This is a genomic window from Cellulomonas sp. ICMP 17802 (assembly GCF_041295535.1).
GTDB lineage: Bacteria > Actinomycetota > Actinomycetes > Actinomycetales > Cellulomonadaceae > Cellulomonas.
Genome location: NZ_JBGFQZ010000041.1, coordinates 1 through 25043 on the forward strand (window position 1 = coordinate 1; position 25043 = coordinate 25043).

Here is a 25043-nt window from a genome sequence, read left to right on the forward strand (position 1 = left end):
GGAGCACCTCGTCGCGCGCCGCGAGGTCGTGCCACCCGCGGTTGCGGCCGGTGCGGTCGAACAGCGGCGAGACGAGCACGAGGAGCAGGCCCACGCCGAGCGCGAGCAGACCCGCGGCGAGCACGAGCCCGCGCAGCAGCACCCGCGCCGCGCCGATCGGGCGCCGGGTCTCGACGTCGAGCGTGCGGATGCCGGTGACCCGCCGACCGACCGTCCACCCGAGCCGGCCGTGCAGCAGCCACTGCACCACGACGAGAACCAGGACGAGCAGTCCCGCGACGGCGGTCAGCGCACGCCGGTCGCCGAGCAGGCCGACCGCCGACGCCGCGGCCAGGAGCAGCACGTCGACCAGGCCGGCGCCGAACCGGCGGACCAGCGTGGCCGGCGGCGCGTCGCCCGTCGGGTGGAAGGGGACGGGCACGGACCCGCGCTGCGCACTCATGAGGTTCCCTTCGGGCGTCGGCCCCGGCGGTCCCGGAGCGACGCTGTCGATACACGTGCTCGCATGCGCCGGCGCCAGCCGACCCCGTGCGTCATCGCGCCCACCGTCACCTGCACGTCCGCCCAGTACGCGGTCGCGTCCGCGGCGCTCGGCACCGCGGCGCTGAACACCGCGTGGTCGGCCGAGCGCGCGAGCGCACCCACCCGTGCCGCGACGACCGCGCCGTCGGGGGCGTCCGCGAACGACGCCGCCAGCGCCCGGGCCGACTCGTTGCGGGTGGCCATCCGGCCGGCCGGCCGGTGCAGGTCCCGCGCGACGTCGAGGACCTCGTCCCACCCTCCGGCGACCTGCACCACCGGGTCGACGCTGCGCCGCCGACGCCGGCGCCGCCGGGCCTTGAGCGCGACGATGACGACGAACGGGGCTGCGAGCAGGAGCACGGGGATCGAGACGACCCCGGCCACCCGCGCGATGCGGAGCCACTGCTCGGTGCCGTCGGCGTCCTTGCTCGGGTCGTCGGTCTGGGGCTGCTCGGTGTCCTCGTCGGGCGGCGTCACCGCGGCGGGCGGGGGCGGCGGCGGCTGGACCACCTGGGGGTCGGGCTCGGACGGCTTCTGCTGGTCGTCCTCCTGCGGCGTCTGCTCGCGCGGGGGCGTCGGGTCGAACGGCACCCAGCCGTAGCCCTGGAAGCTGATCTCGACCCAGGCCTCGATGTCCTTGCCGGTGATCGTCACCGGGCCCGTCGCGGGCGGGTCCTGCGGGACGAACCCGAGCACGACGCGCGCGGGCAGCCCCATCGCGCGCGCCATCAGCGCCATCGCGGCGGCGTACTGCTCGCCGTCGCCCACCATGATGTCGCCGGCCAGCAGCGAAGTGATCCGGTCAGCGCCGTGCCCGGAGAGCGAGGCGTAGTCGCCGGCGTCGACGATGCCGTGGCTGAAGAAGCCCTCCTCCGAGAGCCACGTGGTCAGGGCGCGAGCGATCTGCACGGGGTTGCCGGCGTCGCGCGCCACGTCGGCCGCGGTGATCGCGGCGACGTCCGGCTCGCCGGTGAGGGCCGGCTGCGAGAGGTCGGACGCGGCGGCGCTGCCCACCTCGTCGTCGCTGGGCACCGGGGGGACGACGACGTCGACCTCGTACCGCAGCCCCGCGTGCACGCCGCCGGTCAGGACGGCCGCCCCCGTGGCGTCGTTGTACCGCAGACCCGACGCGACGGACGGGTCGGCCACGTCGAACGACGTCGCCTGCCCGACGGTCGGCAGCCAGACGCCCGTGAGGTCGCCGATCTGCACCTGGACGTGCGCGGGCTCGCCCCGGACCGTGGTGTCGATGGTGTCGCCCACCCGGCGGAACTCCCCGGATGCCTGCGCGGACCCGTCGCCGGCCACGTTCCAGACGACGCCGTCGTACCGGTCCATGGTGGCCAGCCGGATGCGGGCGCCGGCGGGCAGGCCGGTGACGGTGAGCAGCTTCGCGTCCTCGTCCTTCTTCACGAACTCCCGGAACGCCGACAGGGGGCTCGGGTAGTCGCGCGGGTCGAACGGCGGCACGATCTCGTCGCGGACCACGATCCGGTCGGTCGGCCCCGCCACCGCGGGCCCGCCCAGCACGCCGGCCGCCACCGCGATCGTCGCGAGCAGCCCGGTGGCCACCACCCGGCGCGCGCGCAGCAGCCCGGCGCGCCACGCGGCCCAGGGCAGCAGCACCAGGGCCAGCACGGTGCCGGTCACGGTCGGCGGGACGGTCGGCACCCGCGTGCCCAGCAGGATCGCCGCGACGACCGCGGCGACCGGGACGACGGCCGCGGACGCGGCGGCGGCCGGACGGCGCGCCCGCAGCGCGACCGACACGGCGACGGCCGACCCGACGAGCGCGAGCAGGAGCATCGCCATGAGCAGGCTCCCGCTCGAGCCCACGGGAGGCTGGAGCGTGAGCACCTGCTTCCACGACGCCACCGACCCGCGGGCCAGCTCGACGGGGGTGTCCAGGCTCGGCAGCGTCCCGGCGATCGTCGTCGACGGCGCGGCGAGCGCTCCGCCGGCCAGGACGAGGACCACGAGCACGAGCGCGACGACCGTGAGCGCCGACCAGCGGCGCACGGCACCCAGCACCGCGACGCCGGTGCCCAGCAGCAGACCGCCGACCAGCGCGGGGAGCGCGACGAGCCCGCCGTACACCGCGAGCAGCGGCGCGAGAGCGAGCGCGAGCGTGCCGACCAGGCAGACGATGTCGACCGTCGCCCGGCCCGCGGACCGGTGGGGTGTCGTCACGCGGTCACCCGCCGCAGGAGCCGGGGCAGGTCGTCGAGCGTGCCGAGGGTCGCCAGGCTGAGGGAGCCCTGCGTCCGCACCGAGACGTCCGCCCCGCGCGCGCACCGCAGCACGACCGTGCGCGTGCCGGAGGGCACGTGGCGCGCGCCCAGCCGCAGGTCGGCGTCGGAGGGGACCGAGCCGGTGACGAGCATGGCGACCGAGGCGTCCGCCGCCTCCCGGGCCACGCGCCGCCCGAGCAGGGCCATCCCGGCGCCGCTCGAGGCCAGCTGGATGCCCGAGCAGTCGTCGAGCAGCAGCGGCGGCGTCTCGACGCGCAGGCTGCCCGGACCGGCGAGGACCGCCAGGTCGCGCTCCTCGCGGATGGTCTGCACGCCGAGCGAGGCGATCACCGACACCGCGAGCTCGAACTCGTCGTCGTCGGCGTAGTCGCGCGGGTCCGTGGCCAGCGCGAGCGCGGTTTGCGTGCGACGGGTGTCCTCGAACTGCTTCACCATGAGGCTGCCGCGACGCGCGGTGGTGCGCCAGTGGATGTAGCGGCGGTCGTCGCCCGCCACGTAGTCGCGCAGCGCGTGGAACGAGAGGTCGGAGTCCGACAGGTCGCGGGTCGCCTGCCCCTCGAGGTCCCGCAGCAGGCCCGAGCTCGCGCCGGCGAGCGACACCAGCAGCGGGTGCACGTACAGGTCGACGGGCCGGGTCCAGCGCACGCTGCGCCGCGCCAGGCCGAACGGGTCGCCCCGGACCGAGCGCACCGGCCCGACCACGATGACCGCGCGCCGGGCCGTCGGGATGGCGAACAGGTCGTCGTGCTCGGCGTCCGGCGCGAGCGCGGGCACCGTGAACTCCGCGACCGAGGACCCCACGGGCAGCTCGACGCGGGAGGGCAGCGACCGTCGGCGCGCGACGTTGCGCACCTCGACCCGCCCGACCGCGCGCTCCCCCACCTTGACCCGCCGGTCCGCCATGTCGAGCCGGATCGCGTACCGGGCCCGGCCGGCGGTCATCACCAGCGACACCACCAGCACGGCGGCCAGGGCGGCACCGATCGTCGCGAGCTCGAGCCAGCCGAGCCACCGGCCCAGCACGAGGCCGAAGGTGGCGACGACCGCCACCCCCCACCCGACCGGCGAGACCCGCAGACCCACGATCAGGCCACCCGCAGGGCCGGCGGCGCCGTCGTCTCGAGGATCCGGCCGAGGATCTCCGCGGCCGTGATGCCGGCGAACTCGGCCTCGGAGTCCAGCAGCAGGCGGTGCGCGAGCACGGGCTGCGCGAGGTCCTTCACGTCGTCCGGGATGACGTACTCGCGGCCCGACGCGGCAGCCCACACCTTCGCCGTGCGGACCAGCGCGAGGCCGCCGCGCACGCTCGCCCCGATCGCGGTCTGCGCGTCCTCGCGCGTGGCCTCGGTCAGGCGGGCCACGTAGTCCAGCACGACCTCGTCGATGTGCACCGTCTGCGCCAGGTCCGCCATCGTGCCGACCGCCTGCGTGGTGATCCGCGGGGTCAGGTTCGTGGTGCGGTCCTTGGCGCCCGCGAGGATCTCGATGGTCGACGCCCGGTCCGGGTAGCCCAGCGACGTCTTGATGAGGAACCGGTCGAGCTGCGCCTCGGGCAGCCGGTAGGTGCCTGCCTGCTCGATCGGGTTCTGCGTGGCGATGACCATGAACGGCCGACCGACCGGGTGCGTGACGCCGTCGACCGTGATGTTGCCCTCCTCCATGACCTCGAGCAGCGCGGCCTGGGTCTTGGGCGAGGCGCGGTTGATCTCGTCGGCCAGCACCACGGACGCGAAGATCGGGCCCGGGTGGAACTCGAACCGGTGGGTGCTCTGGTCGTAGATCGTCACGCCGGTGACGTCCGACGGCAGCAGGTCGGGCGTGAACTGGATGCGGTGGTGGCTGCCCTGCACGGTCGCCGCGAGGGCCTTGGCCAGCGACGTCTTGCCCGTCCCCGGGGCGTCCTCCAGCAGCAGGTGGCCCTCCGCGACCATGGCGGTGAGCGCCAGCCGGACCGTGTGCTCCTTGCCGAGCAGCGCCAGCCCGACGTTGGACACCAGCGCGTCGAACGTCTCGGCGAACCAGATGCTCTGCTCGGGGGTCATGTGGTGGTGCTCCTCGGGAGGTCTCGGGGGGTCATGGGGTGGCCGGGGCCGGGTAGACGAAGTCGACGGAGGCGGTCGGGCCGGAGCCGCGGCCGTTGCGCGCGGAGACGGTGGCGGTCACGGTGTCGCCGGGCACCGGGACGGCGAGGAAGTCGCTCAGCCGCCGCTGGACCGAGGTGCCCCCGGTGTCCTGGCAGCCGGCGTCCTGACCGTTGACCGTCCAGCACACGTCGTAGCGGTCGATGCCGATGCCGCCGTCCTGGGCGGGCGCGTCCCAGCTGACCGTGATCCTGGTCGGCGTCGTCGGGTCGTCGGACACGACGGCGAGGTTGCGCACCACGCTCGGCGGCTGGCCCCACACGGCGTTGATCGACGCGGCGTTCGACGTCGACCCGACGGTGGTGCTCGCGGTCACCGTCGCGGTGGCCTGGGTGCCCTGGAACCGCCAGTCCCAGCCGGAGACGTCGACGACCGCGGTGGTGCCGGAGAAGGTCCCGGACACGGGCCCGTGGCGGTCGCTCCGGAGCTCCCACGTGTACTGGAGGTTCTGGCCGCCGCCGTCGTTGCCCACGTCGCCGCGGGTGATCGTGATCTCCGTCGGCCGCCCGCCGGTGCCGTTCGCCGTGACCGCGAGCGAGACGGGCGGCGCGTCGGGCGCCGTCGTCGCGACCGCCGAGGCCGACGGGCTCCAGCCGCTCGACCCCGCGTCGTTGACCGCGCGCACCTGGTACGCGTAGGAGGACCCGCCCCGCAGGCCCGTGTCCGTGAACGACGTCGCGCCGCCGACGTCGCGCTCGGAGCCGTCCGGCATCCTCACCACGTAGGCGCGGATGGACGTGCCGTTGCCGTCGGCGCCGGACCAGCGCACGACGATCCGGCCCTGCCCGGGGTCGGCGTCGGCGCTCACGCTGGTCGGCGCGCTGGGCAGGCCGTAGGTGGACGCGTTGACGATCGCCGGCGCGGACCAGCCGGGGGCCTTGTTCCTCGCGCGCAGCTGGAAGCGGTAGGCCGGGCCGTTGGCCGCGTCCGTGAACGCGTAGGCGGTGGCCGAGCCGTCGAGCACGACCGTCCGGGCGTTGGGCCCGTTCGAGATCACCAGCTCGTAGCCGGCGACGCGGTCGCCGTTGCCGTTGGGCTCGGTCCAGCTGACGTTGATCTGCCCGCCGAGCGGCGTGTCCACGCGCTGCGCGACCAGGTCGGTCGGCGCGGCCGGGACGCCGGCGGGCACCTCCGGCTGGGACGAGTCGGACCACGCGCTCGGCTCGGGCGCCCGGTTCTGCGCGCGGACCCGCACGGTGTAGGCGGTCCCGTTCTTCAGCCCCGAGAACGTGTAGCTGGTGGTCGTCGAGCTCACGGACGCCGGACCCGTCGGCGGCGCGGGCGAGATCTCGAGCGTGTAGCTGCTCACCGGCGAGCCGGAGGAGACGGGCGCCTCCCACGTCGCGCGCACGCTGCCGTCCCCGGACGTCAGCACCGGGGGCGCCGGCTGGTTGGGCACCGCGTCGGGCCGCGCGCTCGCCGACGGCAGGCTCGCCTCGGACCAGTCGACGGCGTTCTGCGCCGCGACCGTGAACGTGTACTCGGTGTCGTTGGTCAGGTTGTCGATCGTGCAGGTGGTGCTCGCGCACTGCCGGACGATGGTCCCGGGGTCCGCGACGACGCGGTAGCCCGTGATCGGCGCACCGCGGTTGTCGGGGGCGTCCCAGCTGAGGACGACCGTGCGGTCACGGACCTCCCCGATGCGCGGGGCGGTGGGCGTCGCGGGCTTGCCGCGCACCGTCACGGTGATGCGGCCCTCGACCTCGCGGTCCGGGTCGCCGGTCACGTCGCGCACCCGGTACCGGGTGACCATCTGCCCGATGAACCCGAGCGCGGGCCGCACGCTGACGGTGCCGTCCGTGGCCGAGGCGGTGCCCGCGCCCGGCGTCTCCACCGTCGCCCCGACCACCGTGAGCGGCGAGTCGGGGAACGGGTTGTAGGCGTCGTCGAGCACGTTCACCGTGGTCTGCTGGCCCTCGACGCCGTCGGTGATGACGCGGTCGTTGACCACGGCCGTGCGGCGGGTGCTCGCGATGACCCGCAGGTCGATGGTTGCGGCCAGGGAGCCGGTCCGGCCGTAGCCGATCCGCAGCTGCAGCTGGTCCGTGCGCCCCTTGGGCGTGGTCTCGTCGGCGGCGACCCGCAGGATCCCGTCCTCGATGCCGCCGGTGAAGCCGGCCGGCACGGCGGCCGTGAGCTGGTAGCTGTAGCGGTCCTCGGCCGGCGTCGCGCCCTCGGGGCCGACGGTGAAGGACCGGAGGTCGACGGCCAGCGGCTCCTCGCCGGGCGCGACGTCGATGACCGACGGCGTGAACGTGGGCGGGTGGTCGTCGACGGCGAACACGGTGATCTGCAGCGTGATCACCGAGGTGCGCGCCGAGGTGTCGCCCGGGCCCGAGGCGTCGGTGACCGGGACGGTGATCGAGGCGGGACCGGCGTACCCCGGCGCCGAGCGGAACTGCAGCGTCGTCGTGTCCTTGACCGGGTCGGTGCCGTCCGACTTCGTCGCCGACACGCCCAGCGGGTCGGCGATCGAGGCCTCGCGCCCGGGCGCGACCTGCACCTGCTCGGAGAGCGGGATGACGAGCTGCTCGCCCGACGCGACGCGCAGCTCGGGCGCCTTGGGCCGCGGGACCGGCCGGAAGAAGCCGAGGGCCGGCACGGTGATGAACGCGTACGCGGTGGCCGAGCCGTCCGGCGAGGTCGTGTTGCTCAGCTCGTAGGGCAGCGTCTGCGCGTGGTCGACCAGCGTGACGACGACCTTGCCCGCGGGGTCGACGCGGGCGACGTCCGCGAGGGCGCCCGGCACCGACACGGCGAGGTCGGACAGCGGGCCGCTCGGGTTCTGCGCGACGCCGAGCACGTCGACCGACACCTCGGTGCGGCCGATGGTGTCGAGCGCCGGCACGACGACGTCGCGCGCGATCGGGGCGAGCACCGGAGCATCCTTGGCGACGGTCACCGTGAGCACGCCCGTGTCGTGGCCGCCGCGGTCGTTGGAGACGGTGTACGCGATCTGGAGGACACCGGGCTGGTCGGGCGCGTGCACGACGATGCGCCGACCGTCGACCGTCGCGTCGGTCCCGTCCGGCTTGTCGAGCACGGGGTCGAGTGTCAGCTCCCCGCCGCTGGAGTCGATGTCGTTGGCCAGCACCCGGACCTCGACGCGCTGCCCGGGCCGCACGGTGACCTCGTCGTCGCGGGCGACCACCGACGCCGCGCCCGTGGGTCGGGGGCCGATGCCCACCCGGATCTCGGCGACCGCGCGCTGGCCCACCCAGTCCTCGACGGCGTAGGTGAACGTGTCCGTGCCCAGCTCGCCCGGCAGTGCCTGGTACTCGATCCAGTCGGGGCCCACCTCGGTCACCCGGCCGTGGGCGGCGGCGGACGCCTGGCCCAGCAGCGTGACGCCGTCGCCGTCCGGGTCGATGCCCACCAGCGGGATGTCGATGCGCACCTTGTCGCCCTCGTAGACGCGCGCGACCAGGTTCTTCGGCCGCGGCGGCGCCTTGGTGCTCGCGTCGGAGGCGTGCACGCGGACGGTCACGGTGGCCGCCGTGACGTTGCCGGTCGCGTCCTGCACCGCGAACGTGGCGTGGGCCGTCACGGCCGAGTCGGGCGCCTGGTACCGCAGCACGTCGCCCGACACGAAGAGCAGTCCCTCGCCGTCGCCCAGGGGCTCCGCCAGCTGCCGCACCAGGGTGAGGTGGTCGCCGTCGGGGTCGTAGGCGGTGTCCAGCACGGGGATGGTCACGACGCCGCCGGTGCGGACGCTGACCTCGACGTTCTCGACCACGGGCGGCTGCGACGTGGCCGACGCCGGCACCGGCTGCACGACGATCTCGCCGACCGCCGACGCCTGGCCGTTCGACACCGTGTAGCGCAGCGCGACCGGACCCTCCAGGGTCCGCTCGGCGCGGATCTGCACCAGGTGGTGGTCGATCACGGCGACCTTGAGCCCCGCGCCGTCGGGCACCTCGACCGACTGCAGGACGAGGACCTTGCCCTCGGCGTCGGAGTCGTTCTCGAGCGGGTCGATCGTCACCTCGCCGCCGGGCGGCAGGAAGGCCTTGTCGCGCACCGCGACCGGCGGCGCGGGGGCGTCGGGCCACTCGAGCACGTCGACCCGGGCCAGGCCGGTGGCCTGCTGCGGCGCGGCGGCGATGAGGAACGGGACGTAGTAGGTGCCGGCGCGCGCCGCGCTGAACGTGAACGTGCCGCCCTGCAGGTCGCTGGTGATCGTGGCCCCGACGACGTCGTCGACGCCCGCGAGCCTGGGGGGCTCGGCCGACGAGCTGCGGACCGCGGTCAGGGGGTGCAGCGTGACGGCCTGGCCGACGTAGGTGACCGCGAACACCGGGTCGATCTGCGGCGCGAGCGACCCGCCGGGCCGCACGTCGACGTCGATCGTGCCCTCGGTCGTCGTCGTGCCGTCCGAGACCTCGACGGTGACCTGCGTGCGGCCGAGGGACGCGCCGTCGGCCTTGAACGTGAGCGTGCCGTCCTGCCGGAACCGCACGGAGCCCGCGGCCGGGTCGGCCGTCGCGCCGACGAGCAGCAGGTCGTCGCCGTCGGGGTCGATGAAGTCCGCCAGCACCTGGTGGTCGGCCTGCCCGCCCTGCTCGACGCGCATCGACCCCGTGCGCAGCTGCCGGGGCGGCTCGTCCTCGCCGGGCTGCCGGACGGTCAGCCGCACGTGCGCGGTCGGTGGCGCGGAGGTGCCCCGGCCGTCGGTGATCGTGTAGGTGAACGAGGCGGTCCCGGTGGCCCCGGCGGCGATCGAGACCTGCAGCGCGCGGCCTCCGTAGATCGCCTCCACGCGCCCGAACTGCTCGGGCAGCTGCTCGAACTGGGAGATCGCCAGGATGCCGCAGTCGGACGAGGAGTCGTTGTCGATCACCGGCAGGATCGTCGTGCGACCCGGCCGCACGCCGAAGTCGTCGTCCTGGGCGGTCGGCGAGGCGGACTCGGTGGAGCACTCGGTGACCAGGTCCTGCGTGGTGTCCGACGTCTGGGTCTGGTCGTCGGCCTCCTGCGGCTGCTCCTGCGGGACGACGTCCGTCCAGTTGGGCACGCGCAGCCGGGTGTCCTCGAGCGGCAGCCAGAGCCTTCCGCGCAGCGTGTCGTTGAGCACGACCATCTGCCGATTGACCCGGAAGGTCAGCACGTCCGCGCTCGACATGTCCTCGAGGTCGCGGACGTCGGCCTTCCCGCCGTCGCACAGCTGGAGGTAGGAGCCGATCGGCGACGCCCAGGCGGCGTGCGCGCACGCGCCCACCTGCACGGGCTGCGCCGGCGTCCCGGAGCCGGTCGTGCGGTGCTCGACCGCGCGCCCGCCGTCGAGCGGGACCTCGAACAGCGCGTCGCGGCTCGACACGAGCACGCGCGACGAGGCCGGGCCCGGCTGCTGGAGCGTGAGGTCCTCGCCCGCCAGCTCCACCGAGCCGTGCAGCGTGCGGACCGTGCTGCCCGAGAGCGTGACGGGCTCGTCGCCGACCGCCGTGATCTGGTCGACCGTCCCGGCGCCGACGGAGCCCTGCGCGGTGGTCTGGGGCGACCCGGTCGACAGGTCGACCCGCGTGACCGTGCCGTCCGTCGCGGCCACCGCGAACGCGACGCCGCTGCGGGCGACCACGGCGCGACCGCCCTCGCCCGTCTCCACCTCCGGCGTGTCCGTCGCGGTGCGCAGCGAGTCGAGGTCGCCGATCGCCCGCACCCAGACGTTCCCGTCGCCGTCGTACAGCGCGACCGTGCCGGCGGCCATCGACGGGATCGTGCCCGGCGCCGCCACCTGGGTGGTCGTGGCGACGTTCGCGGGGTCGACGACCGCCACGTTGCCCGGCTCGACCAGGAGCACGTCCCCGGCGTCCTGCAGCACGTCGAACGACTTGCCCTGCGCCACGATCCCGCCGTTGAGCTCCTCGACCTGCGCGTTGAACCGGCCGAGCTGGGACTGGCTGGTGGCCGTGAGCCAGACCGCGCCGTCGTTGAGGTCCAGGCGGGCCAGCGGGAAGCCCTGGTTCAGCAGCGCGAGGACGAGGACGAGCGCGGGGACCGTGACCACGGCGGCCGCAGTCGTTACCCGGCCGCGCCTCATCGAGAGCCTCACGGGGCGCACCCCTCGAGCGGCGAGGTCGACGAGCGACGGTCGGCGCGCACGATCGACACCTGGAGGCAGACCTCGCCCTGGGCTTGCGCCGCCGGCACCGTGACGGTCGGCTGGTCGACGAGCGCGAGCTGCGGCTCGCCGGTGGCCTCGCGCACGCCCCAGAGGTACTGGTCGCCGGCCTCGGGGTCGGGGTTCTCCCAGGTGAACACCACCGAGCCGTCCGCCTGCCGCGTGCCCAGGAGCGAGTGCGGCGACGGCACCGCGTCGCCGACGCTGGTGGACACCGGCGCCTGGCTGAACTCGGAGGTGGACGTCGGGGCGTCCTGCGGGGCGCCTCCCCGGCCCAGGGCGACGGCGCCGATGGTGACGACCGCACCGAGCACCACCAGCCCGGAGACGATGCCGGCGACCAGCCGGCCGCGTCCGGAGGGCTGGGCTGCGGGCCCGTCGGTGTCGGCGGGCTCCTCGGGCGCGACGAAGACGGGGGCGCGTCGGGCCGGCACGGGCGCCGGCTCCACGGTGGCCACGCCGCGCACCCGGGTGGGCTCGTCGCTGCCCGGGGCCTCGGGGGCCGGCGCCTCCGGGGCCACGCTCACGATCGAGCGGAGCCGCGTGGCGTCCTCCTGACCGCCGGGCTCCGACCGCGCCGGCTCGGGCGCCGAGCCCGCGTCGGGCTGGTCGGTGAGGTCCAGGGGCGTGATCGGCAGGCGCAGGTCGGCCTCGACCTGCTGCAGCGCGCGGGCCACCGCGGCCGCGGACTCGAACCGGCGGGCCGGGTGCTTGGCCATGGCGCGCTCGAGCAGGTCCTGCAGGCCCCACGGCACGTCGTCGCGACCCGTGGGTGGCAGCGGCGAGCGCTCGATCCGGGCGACCAGCTGCTGGGCGGTGTTCTCGCCGCCGGGCACCTCGAACGGCGTGCGGCCCGCGAGCAGGGAGTAGATGGTCGCGGCCAGCGAGTACACGTCGGACCGCTCGTCGCCCGTGGGGTGCTCGCCCAGCAGCTCGGGCGGCGACCACGGGATCGACATGCCGACCGTCGCGCCCGCGCCGTGACCGGTGGTCGCGGCGATGCCGAAGTCGGTCAGCGCGGGCCAGCCGAAGTCGGTGGTGAGCACGTTCGCGGGCTTGATGTCGCGGTGCAGGATGCCGGCCCGGTGCGCGGTCTCGACCGCCGACGCCAGCCGGACGCCGATGCGCAGCGCCTCGGCCACCGAGATGCGCTCCTGCCGGTAGCGCTCGGCCAGCCCGGGCCGCGAGCAGTACTCCATCACCAGGAACGGGCGCCCGTCGGCCGCGATCGCCGCGTGGTAGATCGTGACGATCGAGGGGTGGTGTGACAGCTGGGCCATGAGGTTGGCCTCCTGCTGGAACCGCGCGCGCACCTCGTCGTCCAGGCTGCCGGCGAGCAGGACCTTGACCGCCACCTCACGCCGCGGGAGCTCCTGCTGGTACAGGAAGACGTCCGCAAAACCGCCGAGCCCGAGGACCCGGAGGTACTCGTAGCCCGGCAGGCGGGCCGGCGTCGATGCTTCGCGGCGTGCGGTCACGAACCCCGCTCCACCGAGAACGTCACTCCGTCGCCGAGGTCGACGACTTCGTCGACGCCCACGACGCTGGGCTCGCCGGGGTGCAGGCGGCGCGCACCCTCGCCGGGCCGGGCGACGTGCACGCCGTTGGTCGAGTCGAGGTCGGTGACCACCACGTGGTCGCCCTCGACGCGCACCTCGGCGTGCGTGCGCGAGATGTCCTGCTGCGGGCTCGGCACCGTGATCAGGCGCGGCAGCTCACGGTTGGTCACGCGGGCCACCTGCGGCGCACGACCGAGCAGCACCGCGCGGTCCAGCGGCACCACGAGGCCCGTCGAGAGCACCAGCCGCGCGGCCGTCTGCACGGCGGCGGGCACCCGGAACGGACCCGGGACCTCGTCCGACGCCCACGACGGCAGCTGCTCCCGGATCTCCGCGAGATCCGTGGACAGGATGGTCAGGCCGTCGTGGTCGTCCAGCGACGCCCCCGTCAGCGGGACGGCCGCGACGGGCAGCTCGGACGTGGGTGCCTCGGCGACCTCCGCCGCCGCCGGCACGACCGCGGGCCACGCCAGGAAGGACTCCGCGACGGCGACGACCTCCGACGCGTCCGAGTCCTCGCCCAGGTCGGCGTCCTCGGCCACGTCGCCGATCTCGACCTCGACCTCGGACGCGGGCTGCGCCTCGACGGGCGCGAGCTCCACGGGCACGAGCTCCACGGTGGTCGGCTCGTCCCAGACGACGTGTTCCACGAGTGCGGGGGTCGGCTCGGCGACCGGGTCCGCCGACGGCTCGTCGACGGCCTCCGGCTCGGGTTCCGGCTCGCTCACCTGCACCGGCTCCGGCTCTGCGGCGACCACGGGTGCCACGGCCTCCTCTCGGGCCGTCAGCGCGACGCTCACGCGCGACGCCTGCACGACGCCGTCGGCGAGCGGCAGGCTCACGGCGCCGGCGGCCGGCGACTCCACCTGCACGGCCACGTCGGACACGCCCTCGAGCACGCGCTCGGTCCAGGTGCTCACCTCGCCCGACCGCCAGACGTCGCGGCGACCGCCGACCTCGACGACCACCTCGACGTCGCCGCGCAGCGCGGCATGCACCCGCTGGCCGTCGACCGACACCACCGCGAACGGCGGCAGGCCGCCGAACCCGTCGCGGGCCAGCAGAGCGAGCGCGGAGAAGACGCCCTCGCCGGCGTCCTGCCAGAGCGCGCGGACGGTGGAGGTGGCCGTCGTCGGACCGAGCAGCGCCACGAAGCCGGGGCGGACCACGGCGGTCCAGCCGCCGGCGGAGTACTCGGGCACGCTCATGACGGGTTCTCCTCGGTCGGGGTGCTCGCGTCGGTGGTGGGCAGCGAGCGGCGCGGCACGGTGGCGCCGTTGAGCATCTCGTCCCACAGGTGCGGGCCGAGCTCGGCACCCGTGCGCGGCACGGTGATGTGCACGTCGTCGTGCGCGCCCGTGGCCGTGGCGACGTCGACGACGACCGCGCTCACGTTGTCCCGGGCGCCGTGCTCGAGCGCGAGGCTGACCAGGTGGGCGGCGGCGTCCTGCGGGTCGCCCGTGCCGGCCAGCACCTGCGCGAGGACGTCGTCGTCGAGCTCGCGCGTCAGGCCGTCGGTGCAGATCAGCAGCCGGTCGTGCAGGCCGGCGGGCAGCAGCCAGTACTCGGGCTCGGGCGGGTCGCCGGTGCCCAGCGCCCGGGTCAGCACATGGCGCTCGGGGTGCGTCGCCGCCTCGACCAGGTCGATCTCCCCCAGGTCCAGCAGCTCCTGGACCACCGAGTGGTCCACGCTCACCTGCTCGAGCTCGTCGCCGGACCACAGGTACACGCGCGAGTCGCCCACGTTGAACACGAGCCAGTACGAGCCGCCGTCGTGCTCCGTCACCGCGACGCCCGCCACGGTGGTGCCGCCCTGGCGTCCACCCGTGAACTCGGTGCGGATCCGGGCGGCGGTGCGGTCGAAGCACGCGTGCACGTCGTCGGCCGTGGCCGCGGCCTGCCCGGCGAGCTGCGCGAACTCCTCGACCGCGATCCGGCTGGCCAGGTCACCCGCGTCGTGGCCGCCCATGCCGTCGGCGACCAGGAAGACCGGGGGGTATGCGAGCAGGGCGTCCTCGTTGACCTCACGGACCCGGCCGCGATCGGTCGCCGACCCCCACGACGTGCGCACACGACCCCCTCGTCATCGGATCGGCCCCGGCGGGTGCCTCGTTCAGATCATCGGCGCACATCGTGCCGTACGTGAGCCCTTCGAGCACACAGCGACCCGTCGGTGGTCAGATCCCGAGCTGGAAGACCCCCCAGTACGCCAGGATCACCAGGAGCACGACCGAGCCGATGACGCCGGCCCACAGGACGGAGGTCCGCACGATACCCGGCCCGGGTCGCCCGCCGGCCAGCCGGACACGCCGGCAGCGACGCAGCAGCAGGATCCCGACGACGACCACCGCGATGCCGAGCACGCGCACGCCGACCCAGCCGCCCTGCACCACGAGGTCGTTGCGCTGGTAGTCCAGGGCCAGGCGCGCGATCGACACGATGTACCAGACCAGGGCGACGACCGTGAGCACCGCGCCCACGCCGAACGTCACGAGCAGCGGCAGGACGCCGGGCGCGAACCGGTGACCCGGTCCGGCCGCCACGGCACCGCCGCGGCCCCGGACCCGGTCGGTCCCCGCCTCGACCCCGCGCGCCACGAGCACGGCGAGCGGTCCCAGCAGGATCAGGGCCACGGCCGCCAGCGCGAGGGCGATCACCACGTCGCCGTCGCCGAACCAGCGCGGCTCGGGGACGGGCTCGGCCATGTACGTCTGCACCGGCTGCGCGCCCGCGATGCGCGGCGGCGCGTCGGCCGTCGCGGGCTGGCCGAGCACCCAGCCCGACAGGTCGCGCAGGAACACGGGGTCGACGTCGCCGTCCACGCGGATGCCGTGGTTGGCACCCTCGTAGTACCGGACGGTCACGTCCCCGTTGCCGGCGATGGCGGTGTCGCGCAGAACCTGCTCGGCGCCCTGGATCGTGGGCATCGAGGCGTCCCCCGTGCCGTAGACGACGAGCACGGGCTGCCGCATCTCGCGCTGGTACGGCGTCACGTCGAAGTCCGCGTACTCGAACCCGCCGCCCGGCAGCGACATGCCGACGGCCCGCGGGATCGCCCGGAACACGCCGTGCGGGACGCCGGTGTTGCGCAGGTAGGAGTCGACGGCGAACGCGGCCTGCTCGCGGGGCGGCACCACGGGCGACGAGACCAGCACGACGAACGCGATGCTGGGGTCCTTCGCCGCCATGATCGGGGCGATCCAGCCGCCCTCGCTCTCGGCGTAGATCCCCACCCGGTCGGGGTCGACCCCGTCGCGCGCCTGCAGGAGCGCCACCGAGGCGTCGTAGTCCGTCGCCATGAGCGGGTAGTCCCGGTGCCGCGTGGTGTAGGTGTCCAGGCGCTTGTTGGGCACCATCGCGACGATCCCCGACGCGGCGAGCGCGTGGGCCTGCTCGAGGAAGGCGGTGTCGTAGCGGCCCGTCCCCGCGCCGTGCACGAAGACGACGCCCGGCCGCGGCCCCTCGGCCCCGACCGGCTCGCTGATCTGCGCGTCGACGGTCGTCCCGTCGAGCTGCACCGTGACCACCGAGGTGCGCACCGGGTAGGTCGGCACGGCCGGCGCCGACCCGATCGCCGTCGAGGAGGTCTCGACCGTCAGCGGGTCGGCGAGGGGCACGGGGTCCCACTGCGGACCCATGACGGCGCCGAGGATCGCGAGCACGATCACCCCGAGCGCGGTGCTGGCGACCACGCGGTACGACCGGCCCACGTGCCGGTCCACGTCCGTCTCGGCGCGTGCCTCCACGCGCTCCCCCGACCTCAGCACGTTCAGAAGCCCATCTTCCCGAGCTGCTTGGGGTCGCGCTGCCAGTCCTTGGCCACCTTCACGTGCAGGTCGAGGTAGACGCGGGCGCCCAGCAGCGCCTCGATGCCGCGGCGCGCCTGGCTGCCGACGTCGCGCAGCCGCGCACCGCCCTTGCCGATGATGATGGCCTTCTGGCTGTCCCGCTCGACGAACAGGTGCACCCGCACGTCGAGCATGGGCACGCCGTTCGCGGCCGGCTCGTCGCGCGCGACGATCTCGTCGACCACCACGGCGAGCGAGTGCGGCAGCTCGTCACGGACGCCCTCGAGCGCGGCCTCCCGCACCAGCTCCGCGACCATGACGGCCTCGGGCTCGTCCGTGAGCTCGCCCTCCGCGTACAGCGGGGTGCCCTCCGGCAGGTGCCCGATCAGCACGTTCTCCAGCACGTCCACGTTGTACCCGGACGTCGCGGAGACCGGCACGATGTCGGCCCACTCCCCCAGCGCCTGCACGGCCATGAGGTGCTCGGCCAGCTTGCCCTTGCCCACGAGGTCCGCCTTGGTGACCACCGCGACCACGGGCGTGCCGCGGCCGTCGCGCGCGAGCTCGGACATCTGCTCGGCGATGAACCGGTCGCCGGGACCGACCCGCTGGTCGGCCGGCAGGCAGAAGCCGACCACGTCGACCTCGGTGAGCGTGTCCTTGACCAGGGCGTTGAGGCGCTCGCCCAGCAGCGTGCGCGGCCGGTGCAGGCCCGGGGTGTCGACGAGGATCAGCTGTGCGTCGGGCCGGTGCACGATGCCGCGCACGGTGTGCCGTGTGGTCTGCGGGCGGCCCGACGTGATGGCCACCTTCTGCCCCACGAGCGCGTTGGTCAGCGTCGACTTGCCGGCGTTGGGCCGCCCGACGAAGCAGGCGAAGCCGGAGTGGAAGGTGGTCATCGCGTGGCTCCGTGGGTGGTGTCGTTCGAGGCGGGGGTGTCGGCGTCGACCATGCTGACCAGGACGGTGGCGAGCCTGCGGCGCCGGCCCTCGACCCGGTCGGCGACGAGGTGCAGACCGTGGATGTCGCCCGCGGAGCCCGGCAGCGGGACCTTGCCCAGCGCCTTGGCCAGCAGGCCACCCGCGGTGTCGACGTCCTCGTCGTCCACCTCGAGCTCGAACAGCTCGCCCAGCTCGTCGCGGCCCAGCCGGGCGGGCACCCGGAAGACGCCGTCGCCCAGGTCCTCGACCACGGGCGCGGTCGGGTCGTGCTCGTCGGTGAGCTCGCCGACGATCTCCTCGAGCGCGTCCTCGATGGTGACCAGGCCGGCGATGCCGCCGTACTCGTCGACCACCATGGCCATGTGGGACGAGCCGTCCTGCAGCTCGCGCAGCAGCTCGTCGACCGGCTTGGACTCGGGCACGAACACCGCGGGGCGGGCAAGCGAGGACGCCGGGGCGTCCAGCATCGCCTCCTGCTGCTGGCGGTCGGAGCGGCCGGTCGGGGCGATGGGCAGCCGACCGACGACGTCTTTGAGGTAGAGCACGCCGCGCAGGTCGTCCACCGAGTCGCCGACCAGCGGCACGCGCGAGAAGCCGGACCGCAGCAGCAGCGCGAGCGCCTTGCGCAGCGGGGTGTCCGCGGGCGTGGTCACCATGTCCGTGCGCGGGACCATGACCTCGCGGGTGAGGGTGTCCCCGAGCTCGAGCACGGAGCGGAACATCTCTCGCTCCTCGTCCTCGATCACGTCGGACTCGCTCACGCGCTGGACCATGTCCCGCAGCTCGTCCTCGTCCGCCGCGGCCGAGCCGGCGCCCGGTCGGCCGACGGCTCCGAGGCGGCCGGCGACGGCCGTCACCGCCACGAGCACCCGGGAGAGCCGGGTCAGCGTCGCCACGGGGTGCTGCCGCCCGATCGTGCGCGGGCTGACCCGCACCAGCAGGAACGCCACGAGCCCGCAGACCGCCAGAGCGACCAGCAGGACGGCCCACCAGACCAGGCCCGTCGAGCCGACCGTCAGCGTGATGCACACCGTCGCCGTCATCTCGCCCAGCAGCCGCACGAACGCGGCCGCCGAGGCCACCCGCGCCGGGTGCTCGGTCAGGGCGCGCACGCGGGTCGCGGCCGGGTGCCGCTCGGCCAGCAGCTCGGTCACGGCCGCGCGCGAGATGCGCACCACCGCGACCTCGCCGGCCGACAGGGCCGCGGCCGTGGCGATGCCGAGGACGGCGACGACGATGAGCAGCGCGGCGGGGATGTCCGTCATCGCGACGCCAGGAACGTCAGCAGCAGCCGACGCTGGAGGGCGAACATCTCCTTCTCCTCCTCCGGCTCCGCGTGGTCGTAGCCGAGCAGGTGCAGGATCCCGTGGGTGGTCAGGAGCAGCAGCTCCTCCGCCGTCGAGTGACCCGCGGTGCGCGCCTGCTGCGCGGCGACCTCGGGGCAGAGCACGACGTCGCCCAGCAGGCCGGCCGGGGTCGGGTCGCCCTCTCGTCCGGGGCGCAGCTCGTCCATCGGGAAGGACAGCACGTCGGTGGGGCCGGGCTCGTCCATCCACTTCACGTGCAGGTCGGTCATCACGTCGGTGCCGACGAGCAGGATCGACACGTCCGTCTGCGGGTGCACGTGCATCTCGTCGAGCACGTAGCGCGCCAGGGCGGCGAACTCCGCCTCGTCGACGTCGTACCCGGACTCGTTGTTGACCTCGACGCTCATGGCCGCCTCAGCTCCTGTCCCAGCGCGCGTACGCGTCGATGATGTCGCTGACCAGGCGGTGCCGGACCACGTCCGACGACGTCAGGCGGCAGAAGGCGACGTCCTCGACGCCCGCGAGGATCTGCTCGACCACGCGCAGCCCGGACGTCTGCGACGAGGGCAGGTCGACCTGCGTGATGTCGCCCGTCACCACGACCTTGGAGCCGAAGCCCAGCCGGGTGAGGAACATCTTCATCTGCTCGACGGAGGTGTTCTGCGCCTCGTCGAGGATGATGAACGCGTCGTTCAGCGTGCGGCCGCGCATGTAGGCCAGCGGGGCCACCTCGATGGTCCCCGCCTCCATGAGCCGCGGGATGGACTCGGCGTCGACCATGTCGTGCAGCGCGTCGTACAGCGGCCGCAGGTAGGGGTCGATCTTGTCCGAGAGGTTGCCGGGCAGGAAGCCGAGCCGCTCGCCCGCCTCGACCGCGGGCCGCGTGAGCACGATCCGGTGCACCTTGCGGTCCTGCAGCGCCTGCACGGCCTTGGCCATCGCGAGATACGTCTTGCCGGTGCCCGCGGGCCCGATGCCGAACGTCACGGTGTGCCGGTCGATCGCGTCGACGTAGTCCTTCTGGCCGGACGTCTTGGCGCGGATGGTGCGGCCGCGGCCGGTGAGGATGTTGAACGACAGCACGGCCGCCGGCCGGGCGGTCGACGCGGCGGTGAGCATGGCGACGGACCGGGTGACGACGTCGGGGGTCAGCGGCGTGCCGCCCGCCGCCATCTCGACCAGCTCGTCGACCAGCCGGGACACCAGAGCCACGTCGCCGACAGGGCCGGCGAGCGTGACCTCGTTGCCGCGGACGTGGATGTCGACCGTGGTGAACCCGGACTCGATGGTGCGGAGCACCTCGTCCCGCAGGCCGAGGAGCTCGACCATGGAGACCTCGGAGGGGACGCTGATCCTGTGCTCGACGCGCGCGGGCGTGCCAGAGGAGCGCGGTGCGGATGTGGACTCGGCCATGTGCTCGGCGTGCGCCGTGCGCTCCTTTGCTCAGATGCCGTCAGGTGCGGGCGTGCGGGACGGACACCGACAGTCTACGAGGCGGTGCCCACACCAATCCCCGCGTCAGCCCCAGCGTCCCAGCCGCTGGGCCAGCAGGGCCAGGGCCACGGGGCCCGCGGTCGACGTCCGCAGCACGTGCGGCCCGAGGCGGACGGCGCGCGCCCCCGCCTCGACCAGCCGGGCGAGCTCGGCGTCGCCGATCCCGCCCTCGGGTCCGACCACCACCAGGCACTCCCCCACGTCGGGCAGGCCCACGGCCGCGATGGCCTCGGTCGCGTCCTCGTGCAGCACGAGCGCGGCGCCGCCGGCCGCCACGACATCCCGGACGCGCTCGACCAGGCCGCGGCCGTCGAGGGCGACACCGACGTCGGGCACGTGCGCCCGCCGCGACTGCTTGGCGGCCGCCCGGACCGTGCCGAGCCAGCGCGCCCGGCTCTTGGCGGCCCGGTCACCGCGCCACACGACGATCGACCGCTCTGCCTGCCACGGCACCACCGCGTCGACGCCGACCTCCGTGGCCGCCTCGATCGCCATCTCGTCCCGGTCGCCCTTGGCCAGCGCCTGCACGAGCACCAGCGCGACCTGGGGTCGCGGCTCGACCACCCTGCGCTGCACCTGGACGAGCACGCCGTCGGCGGTCACGGCTCCGACGACGCCGACCAGGCGCACCCCGGCGCCGTCGACCACGTCCACGCGCTCGCCCGGTCCGCGGCGCTGCACGACGCCGGCGTGCCGACCCTCGGTCCCTCCGAGCAGGTACGTGCCGCCGTCGGCCACCGCGTCGAGCGAGCCGGGGTCGGCGAGGAAGACGGGCGCGCTCATGACGCGGCCGGCGCCGGCATGCTCAGCGGCCCGAGAGCTTGTCGCGCAGCTTGGCGAACACGCCCGTGTTCGACGCGGCGAGCCGCGCCTCCGGACGCTCCTCGCCCCGCAGCGTGGCCAGCCGCCGCAGCAGCTCGGCCTGCTCCTCGTCCATCGCCGTCGGCACGTGCACCTCGACGTGGACGTGCAGGTCGCCGCGGCCGGTGCCGTGCAGGTGGCCGACGCCGAGGCCCTTGAGGGTCACCACCTGGGCCGGCTGGGTGCCCGGTCGCAGGTCGACCTCCTGGGCGCCGTCGAGGGTGTCGAGCGTGAGCACCGTGCCCAGCGCCGCCGCCGTCATGGGGACCTCGAGCGTCGCGTGCAGGTCGTCGCCGCGCCGCACGAACGTGTCGTGCTTGCGCTCGCGCACCTCGAGGTAGACGTCGCCCGCTGGGCCGCCGGCCGGGCCGACCTCGCCCTGCCCCGTCAGCTTGATCCGGGTGCCCGTGTCGACCCCCGCGGGGACGTCGACGCTGAGCGTGCGGCGGGACCGGACCCGACCCTCGCCGGAGCACTCCGTGCAGGGCTCGGGGATGACGGTGCCGAACCCGTGGCACGCGGCGCAGGGCTGCGTGGTCATGACCTGGCCGAGGAACGACCGCGCGACCCGCTGGACCGAGCCGCGTCCCCCGCAGACCTCGCAGGTGCGCGGCGACGTCCCCGGCCGGCAGCACGAGCCGCTGCAGGTCGGGCAGAGCACCGCGGTGTCGACCAGCACGTCCTTGTGGACGCCGAAGGTGACGTCCGCCAGGTCGAGGTCGAGCCGGACGAGCGCGTCCTGCCCGCGCCGGGCGCGCGGGATCGGCCCGCGCTGCTGCGCGGCACCGGTCGCCGCTCCGAAGAACGTCTCGAAGATGTCCTGGAAGCCGAAGCCGCCGCCCATCCCCCCGCCGGGCGAGGACGGGTCGCCGCCGAGGTCGTACGCCCGGCGCTTCTCGGGGTTGCCGAGCACGTCGTACGCCCGCGACACGTCCTTGAACGTGTCCTCGGAACCACCGTCCGCGCCGGCGACGTCGGGGTGGTGCTCGCGCGCGAGCTTGCGGTACGCCTTCTTGATCTGCTCGGGGCTGGCGTCACGCGGGACGCCGAGGACCTCGTAGTAGTCGGTCACGGGAGGGGGTGCTCACTTCCAGCTGTCGTTGACAGGGTCACTGGTTGACAGGGTCATTGCGCGAGGATGCGCGTCAGGTAGCGGGCGACCGCGCGGACCGCCGACATGGTGCCGGGGTAGTCCATCCGCAGCGGGCCGATGGAGCCCAGGCGGGCCACGGACCCCCCGCCCTCGTCGCCGTAGCCGGTGGTCACGAAGCTGGTCTCGAACAGCCCGTCGTGCTGGTTCTCGCGGCCGATGCGCACGGCCACCGTGGCCGAGTCCTCCGCCATCTCCGAGAACAGGCGCAGCAGCACCACCTGCTCCTCGAGCGCCTCGAGGACCGCGCCGATCGACCGCACGTCCGTGCCGCCGGCGCGCGCGAGGTTGGCGGTGCCGGCGAGCACGACGCGTTCCTCGCTCTCCTGCGCCAGCGTCTCCTCGACGACGTCGACGACCGCCGCCACGAGCGCCTGGTCCCCAGGGGCGAAGGCGGCGGAGAGCTCGCCCAGCGCCACCGGCAGCTCGGAGAGCCGGCGCCCGGCCGCGCTGACGTTGAGGCGGGACCGCAGGCGCGCGACGACCGCCGGGTCGACGTCCGCGCCGAGCTCGAGCGTGCGCTGCTCGACCCGGCCGGTGTCGGTGATGAGGACCACGAGCAGGTGCCGCGCCCCGACCGGGACCAGCTCGACGTGCCGCAGCGCCGACCGGCGCAGCGACGGGTACTGCACGACGGCGACCTGCTGCGTCAGCTGCGCGATGAGGCGCACGGCGCGGTCGACCACGTCGTCCAGGTCCTGCGCGCTCTCGAGGAACGCGCCGATGGCCCGACGTTCGGGGCTGGACAGCGGCTTGACGGTCGAGAGCTGGTCGACGAACAGCCGGTAGCCCTTGTCCGTCGGCACGCGACCGGCCGACGTGTGCGGCTGGGCGATGTAGCCGCCCTCCTCGAGCGCGGCCATGTCGTTGCGGATGGTCGCGGGCGAGACGCCGAGCGCGTGCCGCTCGACCAGCGCGCGCGAGCCCACGGGCTCCTTGGTGGCGACGTAGTCCTCGACGATCGCGCGCAGCACGTCCAGCCGCCGGTCCTCGCTCATGTCGCCTCCTCCGTCGTCGGGTGGTCCTGCCCCGCCCAGCCCCGGCCGGGGTAGCACTCCCCGCGCGGGAGTGCCAATGCTACGCCGCGGAGCCGACACCCACGGGGCGGCTGCCCGGCGCGGGCCGCGCACCCCTCTACGCTGCCCGGGTGAACGACGACCGCTACGGCTCGGACGTGCTCGGGGGCTCCGGCTCGACGCACCACCGACCCGCCCGCACCAGCCGCCCGCAGCCCGCCGAGACCGGCCTGGTGGTCGAGGAGGTCACCACGGGGTGGGTCGGCGCGGTCGTCCGCGTCGAGAAGTCCGGCGGCCAGCACGTGGTCGTCCTCGAGGACCGCCGCGGCCGCACCCGCACCTTCCCGCTGGGCCGGGGCTTCTGGCTCGACGGCGAGCCCGTCGCCCTCACGGCGCCCGTCCGCGCCCCGGCGCCCGCACGACCGACCCGCACGGCCTCGGGCTCCGTCGCGGTGCACGACGCCCGCGCCCGCGTGGCGCGCGGCAGCCGGATCTGGGTCGAGGGCAAGCACGACGCCGAGCTGGTGGAGAAGGTCTGGGGCGACGACCTGCGGCTCGAGGGCGTCGTGGTCGAGCTGCTGGACGGCGTCGACAACCTGGCCGACGCCCTCCGTGACTTCGGTCCCGGGCCCGACCGCCGCGTCGGGGTGCTCGTGGACCACCTGGTCACCGGCTCGAAGGAGAGCCGGATCGCCGCGGACGCCGTGCGCGGGCACCCCGCCGGCTCTGTCCTCGTGCTCGGGCACCCCTACGTCGACGTGTGGCAGGCCGTCCGGCCGGAGCGCGTCGGCCTGTCGGCGTGGCCCGTCATCGAGCGCGGCACCGAGTGGAAGCACGGCATCCTGCGCGAGCTCGGCTGGCCCGCCGACGAGCAGGCCGACGTCGCGCGCGCGTGGCAGCGGATCCTGCGCTCGGTGCGCAGCTACGCCGATCTCGAGCCCAGCCTGCTGGGCCGCGTCGAGGAGCTCATCGACTTCGTCACGACGTGACCGTGCCCGGCCGGGGACATCCCCGGCCGGGCACGGCACGCGCGTGCTCAGGCCGCGATCGGGTCGCCGAGCAGCCGCTTGAACAGGAACGCCGTCGCCAGCAGGACGACGGGCACCGCGACGAGCAGGCCCACGCCGCAGAGGATCGCGCCCGCGATGACGACCACGATCGCGAGCAGGTAGAACAGGATCGTCGTCGACAGGTTCGCCGTGACCAGCTGGTAGCTGGCCTTGATGGCGTCCACCGGCTCGAGGTGCTTGTCGATGACGAACCAGAAGGTGAACAGCAGCAGGAAGTTCACCACCAGCGCCGCCAGCCCGCCGAAGAACGGGACGGCGTTCAGCACCGCGTTGACCAGCGCGAGGATCAGGGCCGTCAGGATGACCGGCCCGGGCTCGACGAACTTGAAGAAGTCGCCGAAGCCCAGCTGCCGACCCTCGGTGACGTCCAGCGCGGCCTTGATGAACGCGGCCTGGATGAGGTAGCCCACGATCGCCCCCACCGCGGTGAGCACGAAGATCCCCAGCGAGAAGCCGACCTGCAGACCCATGCCGGTGCCGTTCGGGTCGAACAGGGCGCCGAAGCCCCCGAAGATGATGCTGACGATCGTGAGCGCGACCGCCGCGACCACGAACCACACCAGCGCGGCGAGGATGAAGAGGCCACCGGACTGCGTGAACTTCTTCCAGCCCCACGAGAACGCCTCACCGATCGGGGACGCCTGCACGGGCGGGCCGTACCCGCCGGCGGGCGCCGGGTAGGCCCCGGGTGCCTGGCCGTAGCCGGGCGGCGGCGGGGGCGGCGGCGGCGGGTACGCGCCCGGCGCCGGCTGGCCGTACGGCGAGGCCTGGGGCGGGTAGCCCGCGGGCGGCTGACCGTACGGGGGCGCCGGCGGAGCCGCCGG

General features: G+C 74.5%; 18 protein-coding genes. 1 reads left to right on the forward strand and 17 read right to left on the reverse strand.

The window, feature by feature from the left end; genetic code table 11:
• From AB5970_RS18025 to hrcA, 16 genes are all read right to left on the reverse strand, one after another.
• Window positions 1-442: RDD family protein (locus tag AB5970_RS18025; RefSeq protein ID WP_370505329.1), on the reverse strand; the 442-nt coding region annotated here is incomplete at its 3' end.
• Entirely contained in the window at window positions 439-2712 is a 2274-nt protein-coding gene (locus AB5970_RS18030; RefSeq protein ID WP_370505330.1) for a transglutaminase-like domain-containing protein, read from the reverse strand. The genes AB5970_RS18030 and AB5970_RS18025, both read right to left, overlap by 4 nt.
• Complete coding sequence (locus AB5970_RS18035) at window positions 2709-3857, reverse strand: DUF58 domain-containing protein (protein WP_370505331.1); 1149 nt, start codon at window positions 3855-3857, stop codon at window positions 2709-2711. The genes AB5970_RS18030 and AB5970_RS18035 overlap by 4 nt, the downstream gene beginning before the upstream one ends.
• Window positions 3858-3859: 2 nt before the next feature.
• Window positions 3860-4816 (reverse strand): AAA family ATPase, encoded by a 957-nt coding sequence (locus AB5970_RS18040; RefSeq protein ID WP_370505332.1) that lies wholly within the window; start codon window positions 4814-4816, stop codon window positions 3860-3862.
• Window positions 4817-4847: 31 nt separating this feature from the next.
• Entirely contained in the window at window positions 4848-10919 is a 6072-nt protein-coding gene (locus tag AB5970_RS18045) for an Ig-like domain-containing protein (protein ID WP_370505333.1), read from the reverse strand.
• Between the two features lie 41 nt (window positions 10920-10960).
• Window positions 10961-12511: a serine/threonine-protein kinase gene (locus AB5970_RS18050; protein WP_370505334.1), complete on the reverse strand. Its 1551-nt coding sequence runs from the start codon at window positions 12509-12511 to the stop codon at window positions 10961-10963.
• Window positions 12508-13800, reverse strand: a complete 1293-nt coding sequence (locus AB5970_RS18055) for an FHA domain-containing protein (RefSeq protein WP_370505335.1) — start codon at window positions 13798-13800, stop codon at window positions 12508-12510. Before AB5970_RS18055 ends, AB5970_RS18050 begins: the two co-directional genes overlap by 4 nt.
• Window positions 13797-14663 carry a PP2C family protein-serine/threonine phosphatase gene (locus AB5970_RS18060; RefSeq protein WP_370505336.1) on the reverse strand — a complete coding sequence of 289 codons (867 nt, stop codon included), beginning with the start codon at window positions 14661-14663 and terminating at the stop codon, window positions 13797-13799. Before AB5970_RS18060 ends, AB5970_RS18055 begins: the two co-directional genes overlap by 4 nt.
• Before the next feature lie 106 nt (window positions 14664-14769).
• Window positions 14770-16338, reverse strand: coding sequence for an alpha/beta hydrolase family protein (locus AB5970_RS18065; protein ID WP_370505337.1), 1569 nt, complete (start codon window positions 16336-16338; stop codon window positions 14770-14772).
• Between the two features lie 23 nt (window positions 16339-16361).
• On the reverse strand, window positions 16362-17279 hold the full coding sequence (era, locus tag AB5970_RS18070; RefSeq protein WP_370505338.1) for a GTPase Era: 918 nt from the start codon (window positions 17277-17279) through the stop codon (window positions 16362-16364).
• Window positions 17276-18586, reverse strand: a complete 1311-nt coding sequence (locus AB5970_RS18075) for a hemolysin family protein (RefSeq protein WP_370505339.1) — start codon at window positions 18584-18586, stop codon at window positions 17276-17278. Before AB5970_RS18075 ends, era begins: the two co-directional genes overlap by 4 nt.
• Window positions 18583-19035, reverse strand: coding sequence for an rRNA maturation RNase YbeY (ybeY, locus tag AB5970_RS18080; RefSeq protein ID WP_370505340.1), 453 nt, complete (start codon window positions 19033-19035; stop codon window positions 18583-18585). Before ybeY ends, AB5970_RS18075 begins: the two co-directional genes overlap by 4 nt.
• Before the next feature lie 7 nt (window positions 19036-19042).
• On the reverse strand, window positions 19043-20041 hold the full coding sequence (locus tag AB5970_RS18085) for a PhoH family protein (protein ID WP_370505341.1): 999 nt from the start codon (window positions 20039-20041) through the stop codon (window positions 19043-19045).
• 105 nt (window positions 20042-20146) lie between these two features.
• Window positions 20147-20905: a 16S rRNA (uracil(1498)-N(3))-methyltransferase gene (locus AB5970_RS18090; protein ID WP_370505342.1), complete on the reverse strand. Its 759-nt coding sequence runs from the start codon at window positions 20903-20905 to the stop codon at window positions 20147-20149.
• A gap of 22 nt (window positions 20906-20927) precedes the next feature.
• Window positions 20928-22055: a molecular chaperone DnaJ gene (gene dnaJ, locus AB5970_RS18095; protein WP_370505343.1), complete on the reverse strand. Its 1128-nt coding sequence runs from the start codon at window positions 22053-22055 to the stop codon at window positions 20928-20930.
• 53 nt (window positions 22056-22108) lie between these two features.
• Entirely contained in the window at window positions 22109-23131 is a 1023-nt protein-coding gene (hrcA, locus tag AB5970_RS18100; RefSeq protein WP_370505344.1) for a heat-inducible transcriptional repressor HrcA, read from the reverse strand.
• A gap of 149 nt (window positions 23132-23280) precedes the next feature.
• Here hrcA and AB5970_RS18105 point away from each other — a divergent pair, with 149 nt between their 5' ends.
• Window positions 23281-24138, forward strand: a complete 858-nt coding sequence (locus tag AB5970_RS18105; RefSeq protein ID WP_370505345.1) for a DUF3097 domain-containing protein — start codon at window positions 23281-23283, stop codon at window positions 24136-24138.
• Window positions 24139-24185: 47 nt separating this feature from the next.
• Here AB5970_RS18105 and AB5970_RS18110 read toward each other — a convergent pair.
• On the reverse strand, window positions 24186-25043 hold an 858-nt coding region (locus tag AB5970_RS18110), incomplete at its 5' end, for a hypothetical protein (RefSeq protein ID WP_370505346.1).